The sequence below is a fragment of the Bartonella sp. LJL80 genome (assembly GCF_054871565.1).
In genome coordinates this window covers 23,714-38,301 of the sequence record NZ_JBTXLM010000014.1, presented here as the reverse complement: position 1 = coordinate 38,301, position 14,588 = coordinate 23,714, and the positions used below count along the sequence as shown (strand labels likewise).

21 protein-coding genes are annotated in these 14,588 nt (G+C 50.4%); 4 read left to right on the top strand and 17 right to left on the bottom strand.

Annotation, left to right across the window (positions count from 1 at the left end; genetic code table 11):
• The 17 genes from ACYSNS_RS14260 to ACYSNS_RS14180 form a co-directional block, all read right to left on the bottom strand.
• The coding region (locus tag ACYSNS_RS14260; RefSeq protein ID WP_461723843.1) for a flagellin N-terminal helical domain-containing protein at positions 1-320 on the bottom strand (320 nt) is incomplete at its 3' end.
• A 175-nt stretch (positions 321-495) separates the two neighbouring features.
• Positions 496-1,251, bottom strand: coding sequence for a flagellar type III secretion system pore protein FliP (fliP, locus tag ACYSNS_RS14255; protein ID WP_461723842.1), 756 nt, complete (start codon positions 1,249-1,251; stop codon positions 496-498).
• Positions 1,248-1,748 (bottom strand): flagellar basal body-associated FliL family protein, encoded by a 501-nt coding sequence (locus ACYSNS_RS14250; protein ID WP_461723841.1) that lies wholly within the window; start codon positions 1,746-1,748, stop codon positions 1,248-1,250. The genes fliP and ACYSNS_RS14250 overlap by 4 nt, the downstream gene beginning before the upstream one ends.
• 175 nt (positions 1,749-1,923) lie before the next feature.
• Entirely contained in the window at positions 1,924-2,646 is a 723-nt protein-coding gene (gene flgH, locus ACYSNS_RS14245; protein ID WP_461723847.1) for a flagellar basal body L-ring protein FlgH, read from the bottom strand.
• Between the two features lie 14 nt (positions 2,647-2,660).
• A complete protein-coding gene (locus tag ACYSNS_RS14240; protein WP_461723840.1) occupies positions 2,661-3,275 on the bottom strand; it encodes a MotE family protein in 615 nt (204 codons plus the stop codon).
• Positions 3,272-4,498, bottom strand: coding sequence for a flagellar basal body P-ring protein FlgI (locus ACYSNS_RS14235; RefSeq protein ID WP_461723839.1), 1,227 nt, complete (start codon positions 4,496-4,498; stop codon positions 3,272-3,274). Before ACYSNS_RS14235 ends, ACYSNS_RS14240 begins: the two co-directional genes overlap by 4 nt.
• Positions 4,495-4,956 (bottom strand): flagellar basal body P-ring formation chaperone FlgA, encoded by a 462-nt coding sequence (gene flgA / locus ACYSNS_RS14230; protein WP_461723838.1) that lies wholly within the window; start codon positions 4,954-4,956, stop codon positions 4,495-4,497. The genes ACYSNS_RS14235 and flgA overlap by 4 nt, the downstream gene beginning before the upstream one ends.
• Before the next feature lie 7 nt (positions 4,957-4,963).
• The gene (gene flgG, locus ACYSNS_RS14225; RefSeq protein WP_461723846.1) at positions 4,964-5,761 is read right to left on the bottom strand and encodes a flagellar basal-body rod protein FlgG; all 798 of its coding nucleotides are present in this window, start codon (positions 5,759-5,761) and stop codon (positions 4,964-4,966) included.
• A gap of 59 nt (positions 5,762-5,820) precedes the next feature.
• Positions 5,821-6,174, bottom strand: a complete 354-nt coding sequence (locus ACYSNS_RS14220; RefSeq protein ID WP_461723837.1) for a flagellar hook-basal body complex protein FliE — start codon at positions 6,172-6,174, stop codon at positions 5,821-5,823.
• Positions 6,175-6,176: 2 nt separating this feature from the next.
• On the bottom strand, positions 6,177-6,368 hold the full coding sequence (locus ACYSNS_RS14215; RefSeq protein WP_461723836.1) for a hypothetical protein: 192 nt from the start codon (positions 6,366-6,368) through the stop codon (positions 6,177-6,179).
• 1 nt (position 6,369) lies between these two features.
• Positions 6,370-6,789 (bottom strand): flagellar basal body rod protein FlgC, encoded by a 420-nt coding sequence (gene flgC, locus ACYSNS_RS14210; RefSeq protein WP_461723845.1) that lies wholly within the window; start codon positions 6,787-6,789, stop codon positions 6,370-6,372.
• Complete coding sequence (gene flgB, locus ACYSNS_RS14205) at positions 6,789-7,175, bottom strand: flagellar basal body rod protein FlgB (RefSeq protein ID WP_461723835.1); 387 nt, start codon at positions 7,173-7,175, stop codon at positions 6,789-6,791. The genes flgC and flgB overlap by 1 nt, the downstream gene beginning before the upstream one ends.
• Before the next feature lie 327 nt (positions 7,176-7,502).
• Entirely contained in the window at positions 7,503-8,426 is a 924-nt protein-coding gene (locus ACYSNS_RS14200) for a hypothetical protein (protein ID WP_461723834.1), read from the bottom strand.
• A gap of 14 nt (positions 8,427-8,440) precedes the next feature.
• The gene (gene fliI, locus ACYSNS_RS14195) at positions 8,441-9,829 is read right to left on the bottom strand and encodes a flagellar protein export ATPase FliI (RefSeq protein WP_461723833.1); all 1,389 of its coding nucleotides are present in this window, start codon (positions 9,827-9,829) and stop codon (positions 8,441-8,443) included.
• A 37-nt stretch (positions 9,830-9,866) separates the two neighbouring features.
• A complete protein-coding gene (flgF, locus tag ACYSNS_RS14190) occupies positions 9,867-10,604 on the bottom strand; it encodes a flagellar basal-body rod protein FlgF (RefSeq protein ID WP_461723832.1) in 738 nt (245 codons plus the stop codon).
• Between the two features lie 87 nt (positions 10,605-10,691).
• Entirely contained in the window at positions 10,692-11,492 is an 801-nt protein-coding gene (locus ACYSNS_RS14185; protein ID WP_461723831.1) for a DUF1217 domain-containing protein, read from the bottom strand.
• Positions 11,493-11,549: 57 nt separating this feature from the next.
• Positions 11,550-11,675 (bottom strand): hypothetical protein, encoded by a 126-nt coding sequence (locus ACYSNS_RS14180; RefSeq protein WP_461723830.1) that lies wholly within the window; start codon positions 11,673-11,675, stop codon positions 11,550-11,552.
• A gap of 53 nt (positions 11,676-11,728) precedes the next feature.
• Here ACYSNS_RS14180 and motA point away from each other — a divergent pair, with 53 nt between their 5' ends.
• The 4 genes from motA (at position 11,729) to fliN (ending at position 14,563) form a co-directional block, all read left to right on the top strand.
• A complete protein-coding gene (gene motA / locus ACYSNS_RS14175) occupies positions 11,729-12,604 on the top strand; it encodes a flagellar motor stator protein MotA (RefSeq protein ID WP_461723829.1) in 876 nt (291 codons plus the stop codon).
• Positions 12,605-12,607: 3 nt separating this feature from the next.
• Positions 12,608-13,561, top strand: a complete 954-nt coding sequence (locus ACYSNS_RS14170; protein WP_461723828.1) for a FliM/FliN family flagellar motor switch protein — start codon at positions 12,608-12,610, stop codon at positions 13,559-13,561.
• Positions 13,542-14,009 carry a BAB2_0123 family type IV secretion system effector gene (locus ACYSNS_RS14165; RefSeq protein ID WP_461723827.1) on the top strand — a complete coding sequence of 156 codons (468 nt, stop codon included), beginning with the start codon at positions 13,542-13,544 and terminating at the stop codon, positions 14,007-14,009. Before ACYSNS_RS14170 ends, ACYSNS_RS14165 begins: the two co-directional genes overlap by 20 nt.
• A 212-nt stretch (positions 14,010-14,221) precedes the next feature.
• On the top strand, positions 14,222-14,563 hold the full coding sequence (gene fliN, locus ACYSNS_RS14160; protein WP_461723844.1) for a flagellar motor switch protein FliN: 342 nt from the start codon (positions 14,222-14,224) through the stop codon (positions 14,561-14,563).
• Positions 14,564-14,588: the final 25 nt, after the last annotated feature.

The following is a 14,588-nucleotide window of genomic DNA, read 5'->3' as shown; positions in this document are numbered from 1 at the left end:
ACGTCGCCTTCGCCTTTTTCATAGTTGGTCATAAGCGACTTCGAGATGTTATCCAGATTGGTCTTGCTCTGATCAACTGTTGCGTTTGCAACGTCGATCTGGCTCTTACCCAAAGCCATTGCATCGGAAACCGCACTCAAAGTGTTACGGTCAGAACGCATGGCTGAAGAAATTGACCAATAAGCAGTATTGTCAGAAGCTTCATTGATACGCATGCCGGTTGAAACACGACGCTGCGTTGTATCCATGTTATCGCCAATTGAACGCAAAGTTTGCAAAGCATTCATAGCGGATTGGTTTGTAAGAAGACTAGTACCCATAATCGTTGTCCCTTTAAAGAAAAAATGGAGAGGGACATGCTGGCTGACCCAGCAGGTAACAGAACGACTTCATGTCTGTTAGATCAAACATCTAACCTGTTACAGTCTCTTAATACCACATCCTCCCAAATTGTAAAGTTCTTTCAACAAAAAAATGTAAATACAGTTCTACGCCCTAGCTAAACGAGCGGATAAGGCTTCCTACAAGCAAGTTCCAACCGTCGATCAGAACGAAAAACAAGACCTTGAATGGCAGAGAAATAACTGTTGGAGGCAACATCATCATACCCATCGACATTGTCAAGGTCGCAACGACCAGATCAATAACGAGAAATGGTAAGACGATCAAAAAGCCGATCTCAAAACCACGGCGCAGCTCAGATATCATAAATGCAGGCACAAGCACCCGAAGGTCAACCTGTTCCCCTGTACCGACTTGAAAAGATGGATCGGCAAGATCGACAAACAGGTCGAGATCCTTTTCGCGCACCTGACTGAGCATGAATTCACGAAAGGGCTGGCTGATGCGTTCCGCTGCCTGTTGCTCATTGATTTCATTATTAATCAGCGGCTGGACACCACTCGTCCATGCCTGATTGAATGTCGGTGCCATGACATAAAACGTCATAAACAATGCCAATGAAATCATCACCAGATTCGACGGCGCTGTTTGCAGTCCCAAACCTGAACGCAATAAAGAGAAAGCAATGGCAAAGCGGGTAAAGCTGGTGACCATAATCAGCAAGCCCGGTGCGACCGAAAGGATGGTCAACAATCCGAAAAGCTGAACAATACGCCCGCTTATCGTGCTTCCACCTTCGGGCAACAACCCACCGAGCGGGCCTGCGGGTGCTGTCCCCGTTTGTTGCGCGAAAGCGGCCCCTATGCCCGCAAAAAAAACAACCAGGGTCAGGAGCAGAAACCGCTTCATTGCTCGACCACCAGACTGGAGATCAGAACATTGGTAACTTTGCCGTCGGAACGAATACGGGCACGATCCAAAAGATCTTCACGCAGATTCATCAACCCTGACGGGCCTTTGATCTGGGCAATCGTGCTATCGCGCAGAAACGCTAAAAAATCATTCGAGATTTCAGCTGCCATTGCCGGCGATATAATCTCGCCCGGCTGCGCAACAAGCGCAATTTCCATACGAATCCAAGCCGTATTCGGTGCAGCCATATTTGTGAGGATCGGAGTCAATACAGTAACATTGGTATTGGAAGATATCATATCGGCAGTTTTGGCCGCATCTTCATTCTTTTCAGCCGTGACAGGTGGTGGCGCAATTTCTTTGCCAATTTGCGCACCGAGAAACCAGCCACCGCCAGCGGCCACAAGCGTCAGAATAGCACCGGCAACCAACAGCGTTTTCATACCGCCGTCTTTTTTTGCCGTATCACTGCCTTTTACCGGCGCTTTTGCCATGAAAACCTCTTGCCTCCGTAGGTCGACACTGGGGCCGAACCATACTTGCATGCGTCATATCACCAGACTGATGAATAAACCTTAAAGCCTGCCAGTTTCAAGCCCATTTGAACGGCAATCTGTTAACCGGGATTGTCGATTTGACCGATCCCGGTTAGCTTACGCTCGAAACAGCTTAGAATGGTGCTATCTGATTGAGTATCTGTTGGCCATAAGGCGGCTGTTGAATTTCGCTCATACGGCCGCGACCGCCATAAGAAATACGCGCTTCAGCGATTTTGTTGTAATCAATTGTATTGTTGCCCGAAATATCACGCGGACGAACCACGCCGGCAATGTTCAATACGCGCAATTCATAGTTAACCCGTACTTCCTGCGACCCGTTAATAACAAGATTGCCATTGGGCAACACATCGGTAACCACAGCAGCGACAGAAAGACGGATATCTTCCTTACGTTCAACCTTGGCATCACCCTTTGAATGGGCTGTTGAATCGCCATTGACGCTGCCACCATTCTTTCCAATCAACGAATAGGTTGCGCCGACCGAGTATTCGGCATTGGCATCCCGTTTCAAGTCGCTCTTATTGTTCATATTGGCGCGATCATTGATAGATATCTGCACCGTCATGACATCGCCAGGCTTCATAGCACGCGGATCACGATAGAAACTGTTGGAACTTGAACGATAGAGCGAGTACTTGCTTTCCTTCGGCGCAGTCGGATAAATATCCGGATTCATTGAAGGTGCATAACCAAGATCAGCCCGGACGGGTGAAAAATCCGGCACGGAATTGAAATCTTTCGTATTATACGAACAGCCTGACAGCGCAACAGCCGCCAGCACAACGCTTAGAAGCGCGACTGAAGATTTACGGGTGAGCGAAACATTTTTCATCTGTCTAACTTTCATCATTGTGCGGCATTCGCCGCCTGAGCAGCCGGTTTTGTCTCCGGCGGTACTTTCTGAACACTGACCAGAACCTTGGTCAGATTGGCTGATTTTTCCGGCGGCATCTCATTCATGATAGCGCTCGATATACGTGGGCTAAGCTTAAGAATGATCGACGCCGCGGCAATATCATCGACAAGGGTCAATTGGGCTGCGGCCGCATCAGGACGCATTTTGGAAATGATATTCACCAATGAATCCTGGGCTTTGGCTAAAAACTCGTTGCGCTTATTCAACCAGTTTTCATATTCCTGTCTTTTATCTTCCAACACTTTGATGCGCTCATCAATTTGCGCACGCAATTGCTGCAATTGCTGGCTTTGCAACTCAAAACGTGCGTCGGCGGCCTGACTGTCAATATTGCCACAAAAGCGCGAAATTTCGTCTTGCGTCGCATTGGCACCGGGAACAGCGACCGGCGTTGCGGGTGGTGTCGCGGCATTATTTGCTGGCGGCGCATTGTTTGTGGGCGCAGGTGCCGGAACAGGTGTGGGTTGGGCAAGAGCGCTGCCGACAAAACCGGCAAATGGTGCCAAACCTAAAACAGCAAGTATGTTACGACGTGACCTGATCATTGCACCACAAGCTCCGCATGAAGGGCACCCGATGTTTTGATCGCCTGTAGGATTGCAATAATCCCGGTCGGTTTCACACCAATCTGGTTCAACCCCTTGACGAGGTTGTCGAGATCCGTGCCACCGAGAATACCAATATTGGATGTCTGTTCATTGGCGTCAATCGTGGTTTGCGGCAACACAACAGTTTCCCCCGTTTCACTAAACGGCTCGGGCTGTGAGGCATAAGGTGTTTCGGTGACGCGTACTGTCAAACTTCCATGCGAAATCGCTACACGGGACACACGAACTTTCTCGCCGATAACAACAGTACCGGTACGCTCGTCCACGACCACGCGTGCAACCTCATCTGTCGGTATCGGCAAACCTTCTATTTCAGCAATGAATCGGGTTGCTGAAATATTTTGCGGCTTTTTCAACACGACAGTCTTGGCATCACGCTCCTTGGCAACGACCTGATTATAGCGCTTATTAGCAAAGACATTGATCAAATCGGCCACACGAATAGCCGTCGAAAAATCAGGATTGCGCAATTCCAGCACAATATCGTTTTCTTTATTGAAATTGCCTTCGACCATACGTTCAACCAGCGCGCCATTTGGAATGCGGCCGGAGGTTGGAACGCCTTGCGTGACAGTTTCGGCAGCTCCCTGTGCACCAAAACCGGAAATGACCATATTACCCTGCGCGACCGCATAGGTTTCACCATCAGCACCAAGAAGCGGAGTCATAACCAGAGTACCGCCCTGCAAGGACGTGGCATCACCCAAGGATGAAACACTCACATCAATACGTGAACCGGGTGTTGCAAAAGGTGGAATATCAGCCGTCACGATAACCGCGGCGATGTTGTTGGCCCGCGAGGCACCAGCAGGAGGACTGATGCCGAGATTATCGAGCATGGCGCGCAGCGATTGCTCGGTAAACGGTGCATTGCGCAGTGAATCGCCCGTACCATTAAGGCCGATCACCAAACCATAACCTACCAGCTGGTTGTCACGTACGCCCTGTATTTCGGAAATATCCTTAAGGCGGGCAACAACACCGGGACGCGCAAGATCGGAATAACGCATTTTTGCCGGATCGCCGCCGGAACCAAGCCATGACGCATCGGCTGCAGCTTCCGAATTGAAGCGGCGGACATTCTTGCCGCCGTCATCGGCAAAAGCCGGCATAACGCCCATGAATAGCGCAGCCATAAGACTGAGAGAACGACCTATCATTGCACACCTACCCGCACACTACCGTCAGCCAATACCGTGCCGGTAACAACACGGCCTGAATCGATATTGCGTATTTTTATAAAGTCCCCTGCACTCCCCGGCTGTAGTGAAACGCCGGTTGCAGTGATAACCAGATCACCCGCCGTGAAGACCAATCGTGTCGATTGTCCACGCTCGATCAAAACCGGATCGGCAAGTGCTGAAAGCGAAATCGGACGACCGGCTGTCAAAGTACGTTTGGCAACCTTGTTCAGCGCCTGACTGATGTCGGTTACATAAAGCGGTACCGCATCAGCCTTGATGAAAAACATTCTTTCACTCAAGCCGACCTCGCTGACCGGCTGACCGGCATAGACCGTTCTTGTTGGAACGATAAAGCCGACCCTGTCCGCATAAGCTTGCGTCAGCGAAGACACCAACAACAATAAACCGGCAACAAAGAGTGAAAGCTTTTTCATAGCCTGATTACCTTAGATTTTTCGAAACGACTGCGGACATTTCGTCGGCCGCCTGAATGACCTTGGAGTTCATTTCATAAGCACGCTGGGCAGCAATAAGCTCGGTAATTTCTTTGACCGGATCAACGTTTGAAGCTTCCAGATAGCCTTGCATAATCGAGCCGTAATTTTCTTCTCCCGGATTGCTTGCTATCGGCGCACCGGAAGCCTGCGTTTCGCGGAAAAGATTGTCACCCACCGGTTCAAGTCCGGCTTCATTGGTAAAATTGATCAGATTAAGACGTCCGGCCTCGACAGGCGCAGCATCCGCATCGGGCTGATAATAAAGTGTACCGTCTGCGCTTACTGTAATTGTCCCATTCTTGCCGATTTCGGTAGGAAGGGTAATGACAGGCTGCACCAGATTGCCATCAAGGGTGACAAGCTGGCCGTTTTCATCAAGGTTGAATGCACCTGCGCGCGTATAGAACGTATTGCCGTTCGGATCTTGAATTTCAAACCAGCCACGCCCCTTGATAGCAAGATCCAGAGAGTTATTGGTTTGAACGAATGAGCCTTGCATATTCAGCTTACGGACGGCGGCAGTGCGAACACCCATACCCACCATGGCACCCTCGGGAATGGTGGCCTGATTCATCATATTGGGTACGCCAACGGCGCGATCGGCCGTATACATCAAATCGGAAAATTCCGCACGTGACCGCTTATAGCCCGTGGTGTTGATGTTGGCGATGTTGTTGGCGATGACGTCCAGATTTGTTTGCTGGGCATTCATGCCTGTCGCTGCAATCGATAAAGATCTCATAACCATGGTTTTATTCCTTTTATTTTCCGGATGCTTTACGCATATCTGCGCTTGATCCGCTAAATTTGCATACGACTGACTTCGAGATATGCCTGAACAATTTTATCGCGAATGGCGATTGCCGTATTCAATGAGCGTTCGGCTTCCATGACGGAATTGACCACTTCGCGCACACCGACATCACCGCCCTGTATTTTTTCCATCGAAAGGCTTTCGGCCTTTTGCAAATTATTGCCCACAGAACCCGAAACTTCCGCCAGAACCTGATCGAAACTGACGTTCTTTGCCCCTTCGGTTTGTCCGGTCGCGATCGGATTATTGAGAGCGCTCGTCTGACCGGCATTCATGCCCTGCGACTGTCCTAGACGGTCGAGCGCTGCACGGGTCGTCGCAGAGGTTAAAGACTGGATCATTGTCAAATTCCTGTCAGCTTAAGGGCGCCTGCCATCAGGTGGGCCGAGCGACGGATAACTTCGAGGTCAGCCTTATAAGATACGGCTTCTCCCATGCGGACCAGATCAACCGCAACATTGTTTTCAACGTCGTTGATCTGCGCTTCAATTATGGGCAATACTGCCTTCATCTCTGTCAATCCAGCGTTTACCATCTTACCCTCTTAATAGATCTATTGTCTGAGAAACGAGGTCACGTGCTTGCCGGATGACCTGTAAATTGGCCTCGTAAGACCGATTAGCTTCACGCATATCTGCCATTTCCACAATCGAATTCACGTTGGGATATTTGACGTAGCCATTTGCATCAGCAGCCGGGTGTCCCGGTTCATACTTGACAGTATAAGGTGACTTGTCAGTGCTGATGCGCGCCACTTCCACACCCTGAGCATCAGCATATGGGTTAAGAGCAGCTTCAAAACTGACTGTTTTACGCTGATAGGGGCTTGCCCCTGCAGTCGCACCTGTAGAATTGGCATTGGCCATATTTTCAGCAATAATACGCAGGCGGGTTGACTGGGCAGTAAGCCCCGTTGTTGCGACACGTCCTGCTGCGACAAGTGGATCAGACATAATCAAGACCCTCCTTTGACTGTTGCCATCATCATCCGGTGAAAGGCTTTGACAATTGCGGTATTCATCGACATTTCACGGCCAATTTCGCCACCTTTGCGCATTTCTTCTTCCAGATTGACATCATTACCGGAATGGGTGGTTTCGATTGTATCTTCCGGACGCAAGGCGCGCGCTTCCATACCGTTATCCGTCACGTCCATATGGGCGTTGTTGGTTACGGCCATAGCCATTGTGTCGTTTTGCAAAACCGCAGAAAAACTCTGCACATCGCGCGCTTTATAGCCGGGTGTATTGGCATTGGCGACATTGCCTGCAACCGTCTTCTGACGAACTGCCAGCCAGTCTGCCTGCCTACTTGCCATGTCAAAAAGATTAACCGGACCCATTGCCTATTACCCTATTAAACTCAGGAAACAATAACGGGGCAATCTTGCGCGAGACTTGCGTTCAACGAAAGCTTCGGTTTTTATCGTTTAAGGCAATGAAAACAATACACTATAAAAGGATTAAAAAATCCCCTGCGCACAATCCGCGCCATTCAGAGCGCTTTTCGACCTGATGCTATGCGGCCGGCGTGTCTCCAGCTTTTGATTTGTCGCGGTATCTTATGCAATTGACGTTTCACATCAATCGGGAACCGCTCTAAAAGCGTTCAGGGCGATAGGATTGGGCTTTTCAATTGATAAAAACAGCCAATACGTGACCGTACTTCCTCAATGGGCTTTGACAGGAACGAGACCTTGTGATGTCTTCAGTTCAATCTGTCCAGTATTCTTATCCTTAACGGCACGCATATATCGGCTACCATCCGGCAGCGTACTACCAGGGGCCGCGAACCAGTAACCCTGATCATACTCAATCAGGGCCATACCATTCACCACGTCTTTCACAACAAAAGGCTTTGCTTGCGGTGCGGTTGGCACCAGACCGCCACCGTCCTGCGCAGGGATATCGCCTTTTGGCAATCCACGACCATTCGACATGATCGGCCTGCTGGCATCGTAATCCTGTGCCGCATAAGGATCGACTGTATCAACCGGTTCAAACTTCGATTTTCTAAACCAGCTTTCATCAGGTTGCATTTTTTGCTCGCTGGTCGCACTATCACCGACCACCGCTCCACCAATGCCATTGATCTGCAATCCATAGACCACAAAGGGCAAACTGCCACAGCCGATCGCCAATGCTATACCCAAAGTGCGCAGCATTGTGTCGACGGATTGGAAAATTCCGAAAATCGTCCCCCCATTGGCACCGCTTATAGAGCTTGCAACGCTCAGTGATTGTAAGCCTGCAGCCCCGGTCGACGCAATGGCGACTGACCTTTTTGCCCGCGTTTTCGCCTGTTCCTGAGGAGTCGCAACGGGTAAACCGGAGCGATTAAACGTGTCATCCGATAGGCGGCGTGAAAAAGGCAGCCAGGACCACCATGGACGTTTTTGCCCGGTATGCTGGCGTGACGAAACCCTGCCGGCCTGTGTGTTTTCCAGATTGCGCAACAGGTCTGCCAACTGTTTTTCGGCTTCCGCAACACGCATTTTTTTGGACAGCCCCTTTAAATTGAAGCTGCTGAAATTGCGATATTTATCATCGCCCGAATGCGGAAAGGACGGGCCCATATGTGTAAAATCTGTCATAACCTATACCTTTCCTAACCTTGTTGAACGGGCTGCAGCTTGAGCGCTTTGGCCAACTCATCGTAAGGATCCCGCGCAACCGGCGTGTCAGGACTTTGATTCATCGCTTCATATATACGCGGCACAAGAATAACGGCCTGATCCAAAACGGCATCTGAACCGGCTCGATATGCCCCCATCGCGCGTAGATCGCGCGTTTCTTCATAACGGGAAATCATCTCTTTCAGACTTTGAACGAGCCTGCGCTGCTCAGGTGTCCAACTGTGCGGGGCCAAACGTGAAATGGACGCCGGAATATCAACAGCAGGAAACCGCCCCTGGGCGGCTATGGCGCGATCCAAAACGATATGGCCGTCTAGAATACCACGAATAGCATCGGCGATCGGATCATTATGATCGTCGCCATCAACAAGAACAGCATAAACGCCGGTAATCGAACCCTTGCCTTCAGGTCCGGGACCGGCCCGCTCGAGCAGTCTTGGCAACTGGCTGAAGACACTTGGCGGAAAACCGCGCGATACCGGCGGTTCGTCAGCAGCAATCGCGACCTCGCGTGCAGCCAGCGCATAACGTGTGACGGAGTCGACCATCAGCAGGACATTGTCGCCGAGCGAGCAGAAATATTCCGCAATTGTTGTTGCCATAGCCGGCGCGAGCCGTCGCATCATCGGGCTTTCGTCACCTGTTGCAACAACAGTAACGACTTTGGCAAGCTTGCCTTTCATCGTATCATCAAGCATATCGCGGACTTCGCGTCCACGCTCGCCGGTCAAAGCCAAAACCACGGTATCAAAGTGGTCTGTTTGTGTCATCATTGCCAACAAAGTGGACTTACCAACACCCGATCCGGCAAAAACACCGATACGCTGTCCAAAGCAGAGCGGCGTAAAAATATCAATGACCTTGACACCGGTACGCAGCCCCTTGCCCACGCGCGCCCGCTTCAATGCAGGCGGGGCATGGGTCTCAACCGGCATCTTTACCGTTCCGGACATGATTGGACCGAAATCATCAATGGCTTCGCCCAAAGCATTTACCACCCGTCCGCGCCATGACTTGTCGGGAGCAACAAGCAAAGGGCCGTTAGGAAAAACCGAGGCGTTCAGGGCCGGTATAACCGTTTCGTCATAAGGTTTAATCAATGTATGATCTTCATTCACACGGATAACCTCACCGCGTGACATCTGGTTTCCGCAATCGATCAAAACGCTGTCGCCAAGGGACACAAGTTCGGACATGCCTTTGGCGGCAATTGCAGCCCGTGAAACATCGCTCACTACGCCGCCGCGGCTAACCAATGGAGAAGAATGGTTTTTCTCACGCTCGGCAAAAGCCAACAAACGCGACAAAGATGTATTAGCCGACGCGCCTTGGAGCTTTATGTTTGTCTCAACGTTTTCCATATGAAATAGCCTGATTGACCGAGCTTAAATGAATGTCTTACTGATTTTTTCCACCAAGTGTCTGGATTGCTTTGGTGCCCATTTCTTCCTGCTGGCGCATCATGGCTTCTACCCGCTCGAAAGCACGCGTCACTTCAATCAGCCGCGTCATTTCAATAACGCCGTTCACATTGGAATTTTCGATGAAGCCCTGCATCACACCATTGCCGACATCGCCAACAACCGGAACAGGCGTTTTATCCGGAATAACCGAAGAATTCGGCCCATAACGCAGCTCGCTATTTGGCTGGAACTGGTAGAGGCCAATTGCCCCGACTTGGAGATTGTTTTGATAGATGGCACCGTCAGCCGCAATGCGCGGCGGGCCGTTTGCCGGATCGATTTGCAATGGCGCACCGCCATTATCCAAAAAAGGATGCCCCATCACGGAGACAAGACCGCCTTCAGGCGTCATTAGCATACGGCCATCACGCGTATAGACCTGACCGGCAGGGGTCTGCAGCGAGAAATAGGAATCGCCGTTAACCGCAACATCCAGTGCATTGCCGGTTTGCGTTACAGGGCCGCGATCGGTGGAAATGTAGCTTTTACCGGCACTGCTGAAATTGACATTTTCATTATTATCACGTGCAACAGGGGATACGAGCGAGTCAAACTTCATGGCCTCGGCCCTAAAGCCCGGCGTGTTCACATTGGCCATGTTCTGCGCAATGGTTTCCATGCGCCGTGCCAAACTGATCTGGCCTGAAACACCAACATAGATTGGGTTCTGCATCGATCCCTCGTCCTTTCATGCCCCAGACATATCCATGTCTGGCTTGATACAGGCGGACAAGAGATCAAGGGCCAAAAGGCCCGAGAATCAAATGCCGCCGGGTTTAAGCGACTGCATGGCAATCATGGCGTCATTGGAAAATCCAAAAGTGCCGCCCGACCCCGTGCTCTGCAACAAACTCAATGCAGGGCTGACCTGCGTTTGATTTTGTACGTCATACATGGCTGAAAACCGCGAAATGAATTTCTCCAATTTCGCCGGATCGGCCATATCGTCATAAGAAATGCGTGATTCAATCATGCGCTTTTGCGCATCAACGTCTGAAGTACGCACACTTTCAGGTATATTCAGCGTGGTAAAAACCACCGCCGTCAAAGCTTTGTCTGACAAAATTTGATAAGCCCAACTATCTTCCGATAGAGTGCCATTTTGCGTCATTCCACCAATCGTACGAGTGAAATACAATGCAAGACGGGCACCTTCATTGGCTTGGCCAACCTGCACTTCCAATGTCTGCTGCATATATTTGTTAACAGCCGCTTTGGTGGCGCTATCCTGTTGCGTGGCTTTGTCACCATATTTTTCAAAATTGAATGCAGCCGCAAATTGCTGATAACGCTTATCGGTCAAACCACTTGCGTATTCGGGATCCGTCAGCACCTTACGCATCATGCCCTTGGCATAGGTCATGTCTTCAAGACCATAAGCCTTCATGGCATAATTATACAAACGGTCATCGCCGAGAAAATCGTCAACCGATTTCACATTCATAATATTCTGGGTATAATACTCCGTCTCACGCTCGACCTGTGGCTGTTTCATCACCTGGTTGAGCGTCTTGGACATATTATCAATTGTATTTCTATAGCTGACATAAGTGCCAATCATAGCGATACCTTTCCTCAGTAAAACCGTTATAGGGGGCGAAACTTGCCCGAAGCTGATCTAAAGCGCGCGATAAGACATGCCCAATCGCGGTGTCATTTCAACCTTATAATGCGCCATTTTTAGTGTTCTTGCAAGAAATGCGCGATAATGTGCTAGAATGGCAATACGGTTGGCAAGCTTCACGCAAGGCCGCCATTCTATAAACAGGATAAATCTGCAAACAGGAGCGTTGTGCGTTGGGTATTATTATTGGTTTGGCAATTGCTCTGGGGTGTATGCTTGGCGGCTTTATGGCAATGGGCGGCCATGTGTCCGTTCTGCTTCAGCCTTGGGAATTCGTGATCATTTTGGGGTCGGCAATGGGCACCTTTGTGATTGCCAATCCCTTCTCGTTGATCAAAGACACCATGAAAGCCACAATGGAAGCGATGAAAGACGCGGTTCCTAAACAAAAAGACTTTCTGTCTGTCTTGGGACTTCTTTATGCCATGATGCGTGAAATGCGTTCCAAATCTCGTTCCGAGGTCGAAGGCCACATTGATAACCCAAAGGAATCGGCTATCTTCCAACAATACCCATCGGTTTTAAAAGATGAGTCTATTACCAATTTTATTTGTGACTATTGCCGACTGATCATTGTAGGGAATGCGCGTCCATTTGAAATTGAAGCCCTTATGGATGAAGAGATCCACACGATTTCCCATGATTCATTAAAGCCCTACCAAGCGATGCAGACAATTGCCGACGCTTTGCCGGCTTTGGGCATTGTCGCGGCTGTTCTGGGTGTTGTTAAGGCGATGGGCGCACTGAACGAATCCCCCGAAGTTCTCGGACACCTCATCGGTGCGGCGCTTGTGGGAACATTTGCCGGTATTTTCTTTTCTTACGGTGTTTTCGGTCCGATCGCTGCAAAGATCAAAATGGTACGCGACAAGAAAACCCGTATCTACGTTGTGATCAAGCAAACGCTTTTGGCCTATATGAATGATGCCATGCCGCAGATCGCACTCGAATATGGTCGTAAAACAATTTCTGCCAAAGACCGGCCTTCCATCGATGTTGTCGAGCAGGAAGCAATTGCGGGTCAGGGTTCGGGCAAAGAGGCGGCTTAATTGATGTCAGAAACAACAACAGACAAGGCTGTGGAAGATAAAAAGCAGGATGTGCTTGCCGAGCATATCTTGCGCGCCGCGGGTTTATCAAGCGACGATCTTATGTCGTTCCAGCATGTGTTCCGGGATGCTTCAAGCAATCTTTGTGCCCGGCTGGCGCAATACACTTCCGCGCAGTTTGTTTCCGATGTGACCTCGCTTGATACGCTTAAAGCCGATGCACTGCCGCAGGTTATTGGTACCGATACACTTGTCGTCACCTTCGAAGCAGACCGTTGGGGCGGTGATGTCCTTTTTGTGCTTGATTCAAATCTTGTCAGTCTTGTCACCGACGCTTTCTTTGGCGCGGCCGAACCAACAGCGATGAACCGCAATGGTCGGCCTTTCAGTGCCGTTGAAAGTAAAACAGGTGAAACATTGGCTCAGTTGTTGTCTTACGCCATGGATGATGTTTTCGGCACCGGCGATGGCTCACTTCTGACATTCAAGCAAACAACCAAAGCGCAACAGCTCGAACTGGAAGAGTTTGAACAGCTACGCATGTTCTCTTGTCTGCTTTCAATCAAGGTTGGTGAAACAGAGGCAACCTTGAACCTGCTTATGCCACGCAGCTGCCATCGTCCGATTCAGGAAGCTGTAACGCGCGTGCTGCGTGCCCCTTCGGCAAGAACGGATCCGTTGTGGGCGAAGCGGTTGCGTCAGGAAGTCAGCCGCGCCCATGTTGGTATTGAAGCTTATATTCTGCAGGGCTCAATGACCCTGAATGATCTATCACATCTGGAAGTTGGTCAGGTGTTAAGCTTGCCGGTAAATGCGGTGAAGCAAATAAGACTGCGCAGTGGCGATAAGCCGCTTTATAAATGTTCGCTTGGAAAAGTGGGTACAAATTTTTCTATACGGGTCACAGACCCGATCGATGAAGAAGAGGAAATGATCGATGGCCTGGTTCACGGTTAATATTGTTAGTGCTGTTCTGGCTATGGTTTCTTTGGGTGTTTTTATTGTGACAACCCGCAAGCTTGCCAGTACCATCCGTCTGGGGCGTGAGCTGGCCCAGCAGGTCCATTCTGCAACATCAAGCCTTGACCGTGCGGTCATGGCGCTGCGCGAAGAGCATCAGGATTTCCGCGATGAAAACCGCAAGCTTGATGCCCGCATTACAGAATCTGCGCGTATCCGCCGTGATGTCGATCGTTCCGTTGCCCATATGGAAAATGTGCGCAATCAGTTGCAAGGAGATTTTAACCGTCTGCGCGGTATCCTCACAGCTCAAGCACATGGTCCCGCAGCCGCTTCGGGTCCAGCCCATCCTGCGGTAGCCCAGCCAATGCAAGCTAAGGGTTTGCCGGTTTTTGTGCAACGCAAGGTGCATAAAACGGCCTTGGGTAATAAAGTACAGTTTTGATAGAGCAGGATAAACGGCGAAAGCCGAGATAATACGGTGAGATAATGGCTGACGAATTTAAACCAACAGGCACACCCACGGGAAGCAATCCTGCGGTGCCACCGCGCCCCGCCGGTAGCCCTCCTCCCGGATTTGGTGCAGCTGCACCACGGCCCGGAGTTGGCAATCCCGGCGCTCCGAATCCCGGTGCGGCTGGTGGTTTTGCACCCAATATGCAAAAACCGGCTGGCTCAGCCGGTGCCGCCTTTGCCGCAGGTGCCGGTGCCCGCCCGGGCGCGCAGGCTGCACAGCAGAGTGCCCCTGAAGCCGCCGGCAATGCTGATCTTATTATGAGTATTCCGGTAGAAGTACAGGTTGTTCTGGGTTCCACAACCATGCCGGTTGCCACATTGATGAATCTGGGACGTGGCGCGGTTATCACCCTTGATAAGCAGATTGGTGATCCGGTTGACATCGTGGTCAATGGTCGTGTGATTGCACGTGGTGAAGTCATTGTTATGGAAGATGATTCGTCACGCTTCGGTGTAAGCCTGACAGAAGTAATCGGCAAATAAAGCAAACAGCGTTTGAAAGACGGAT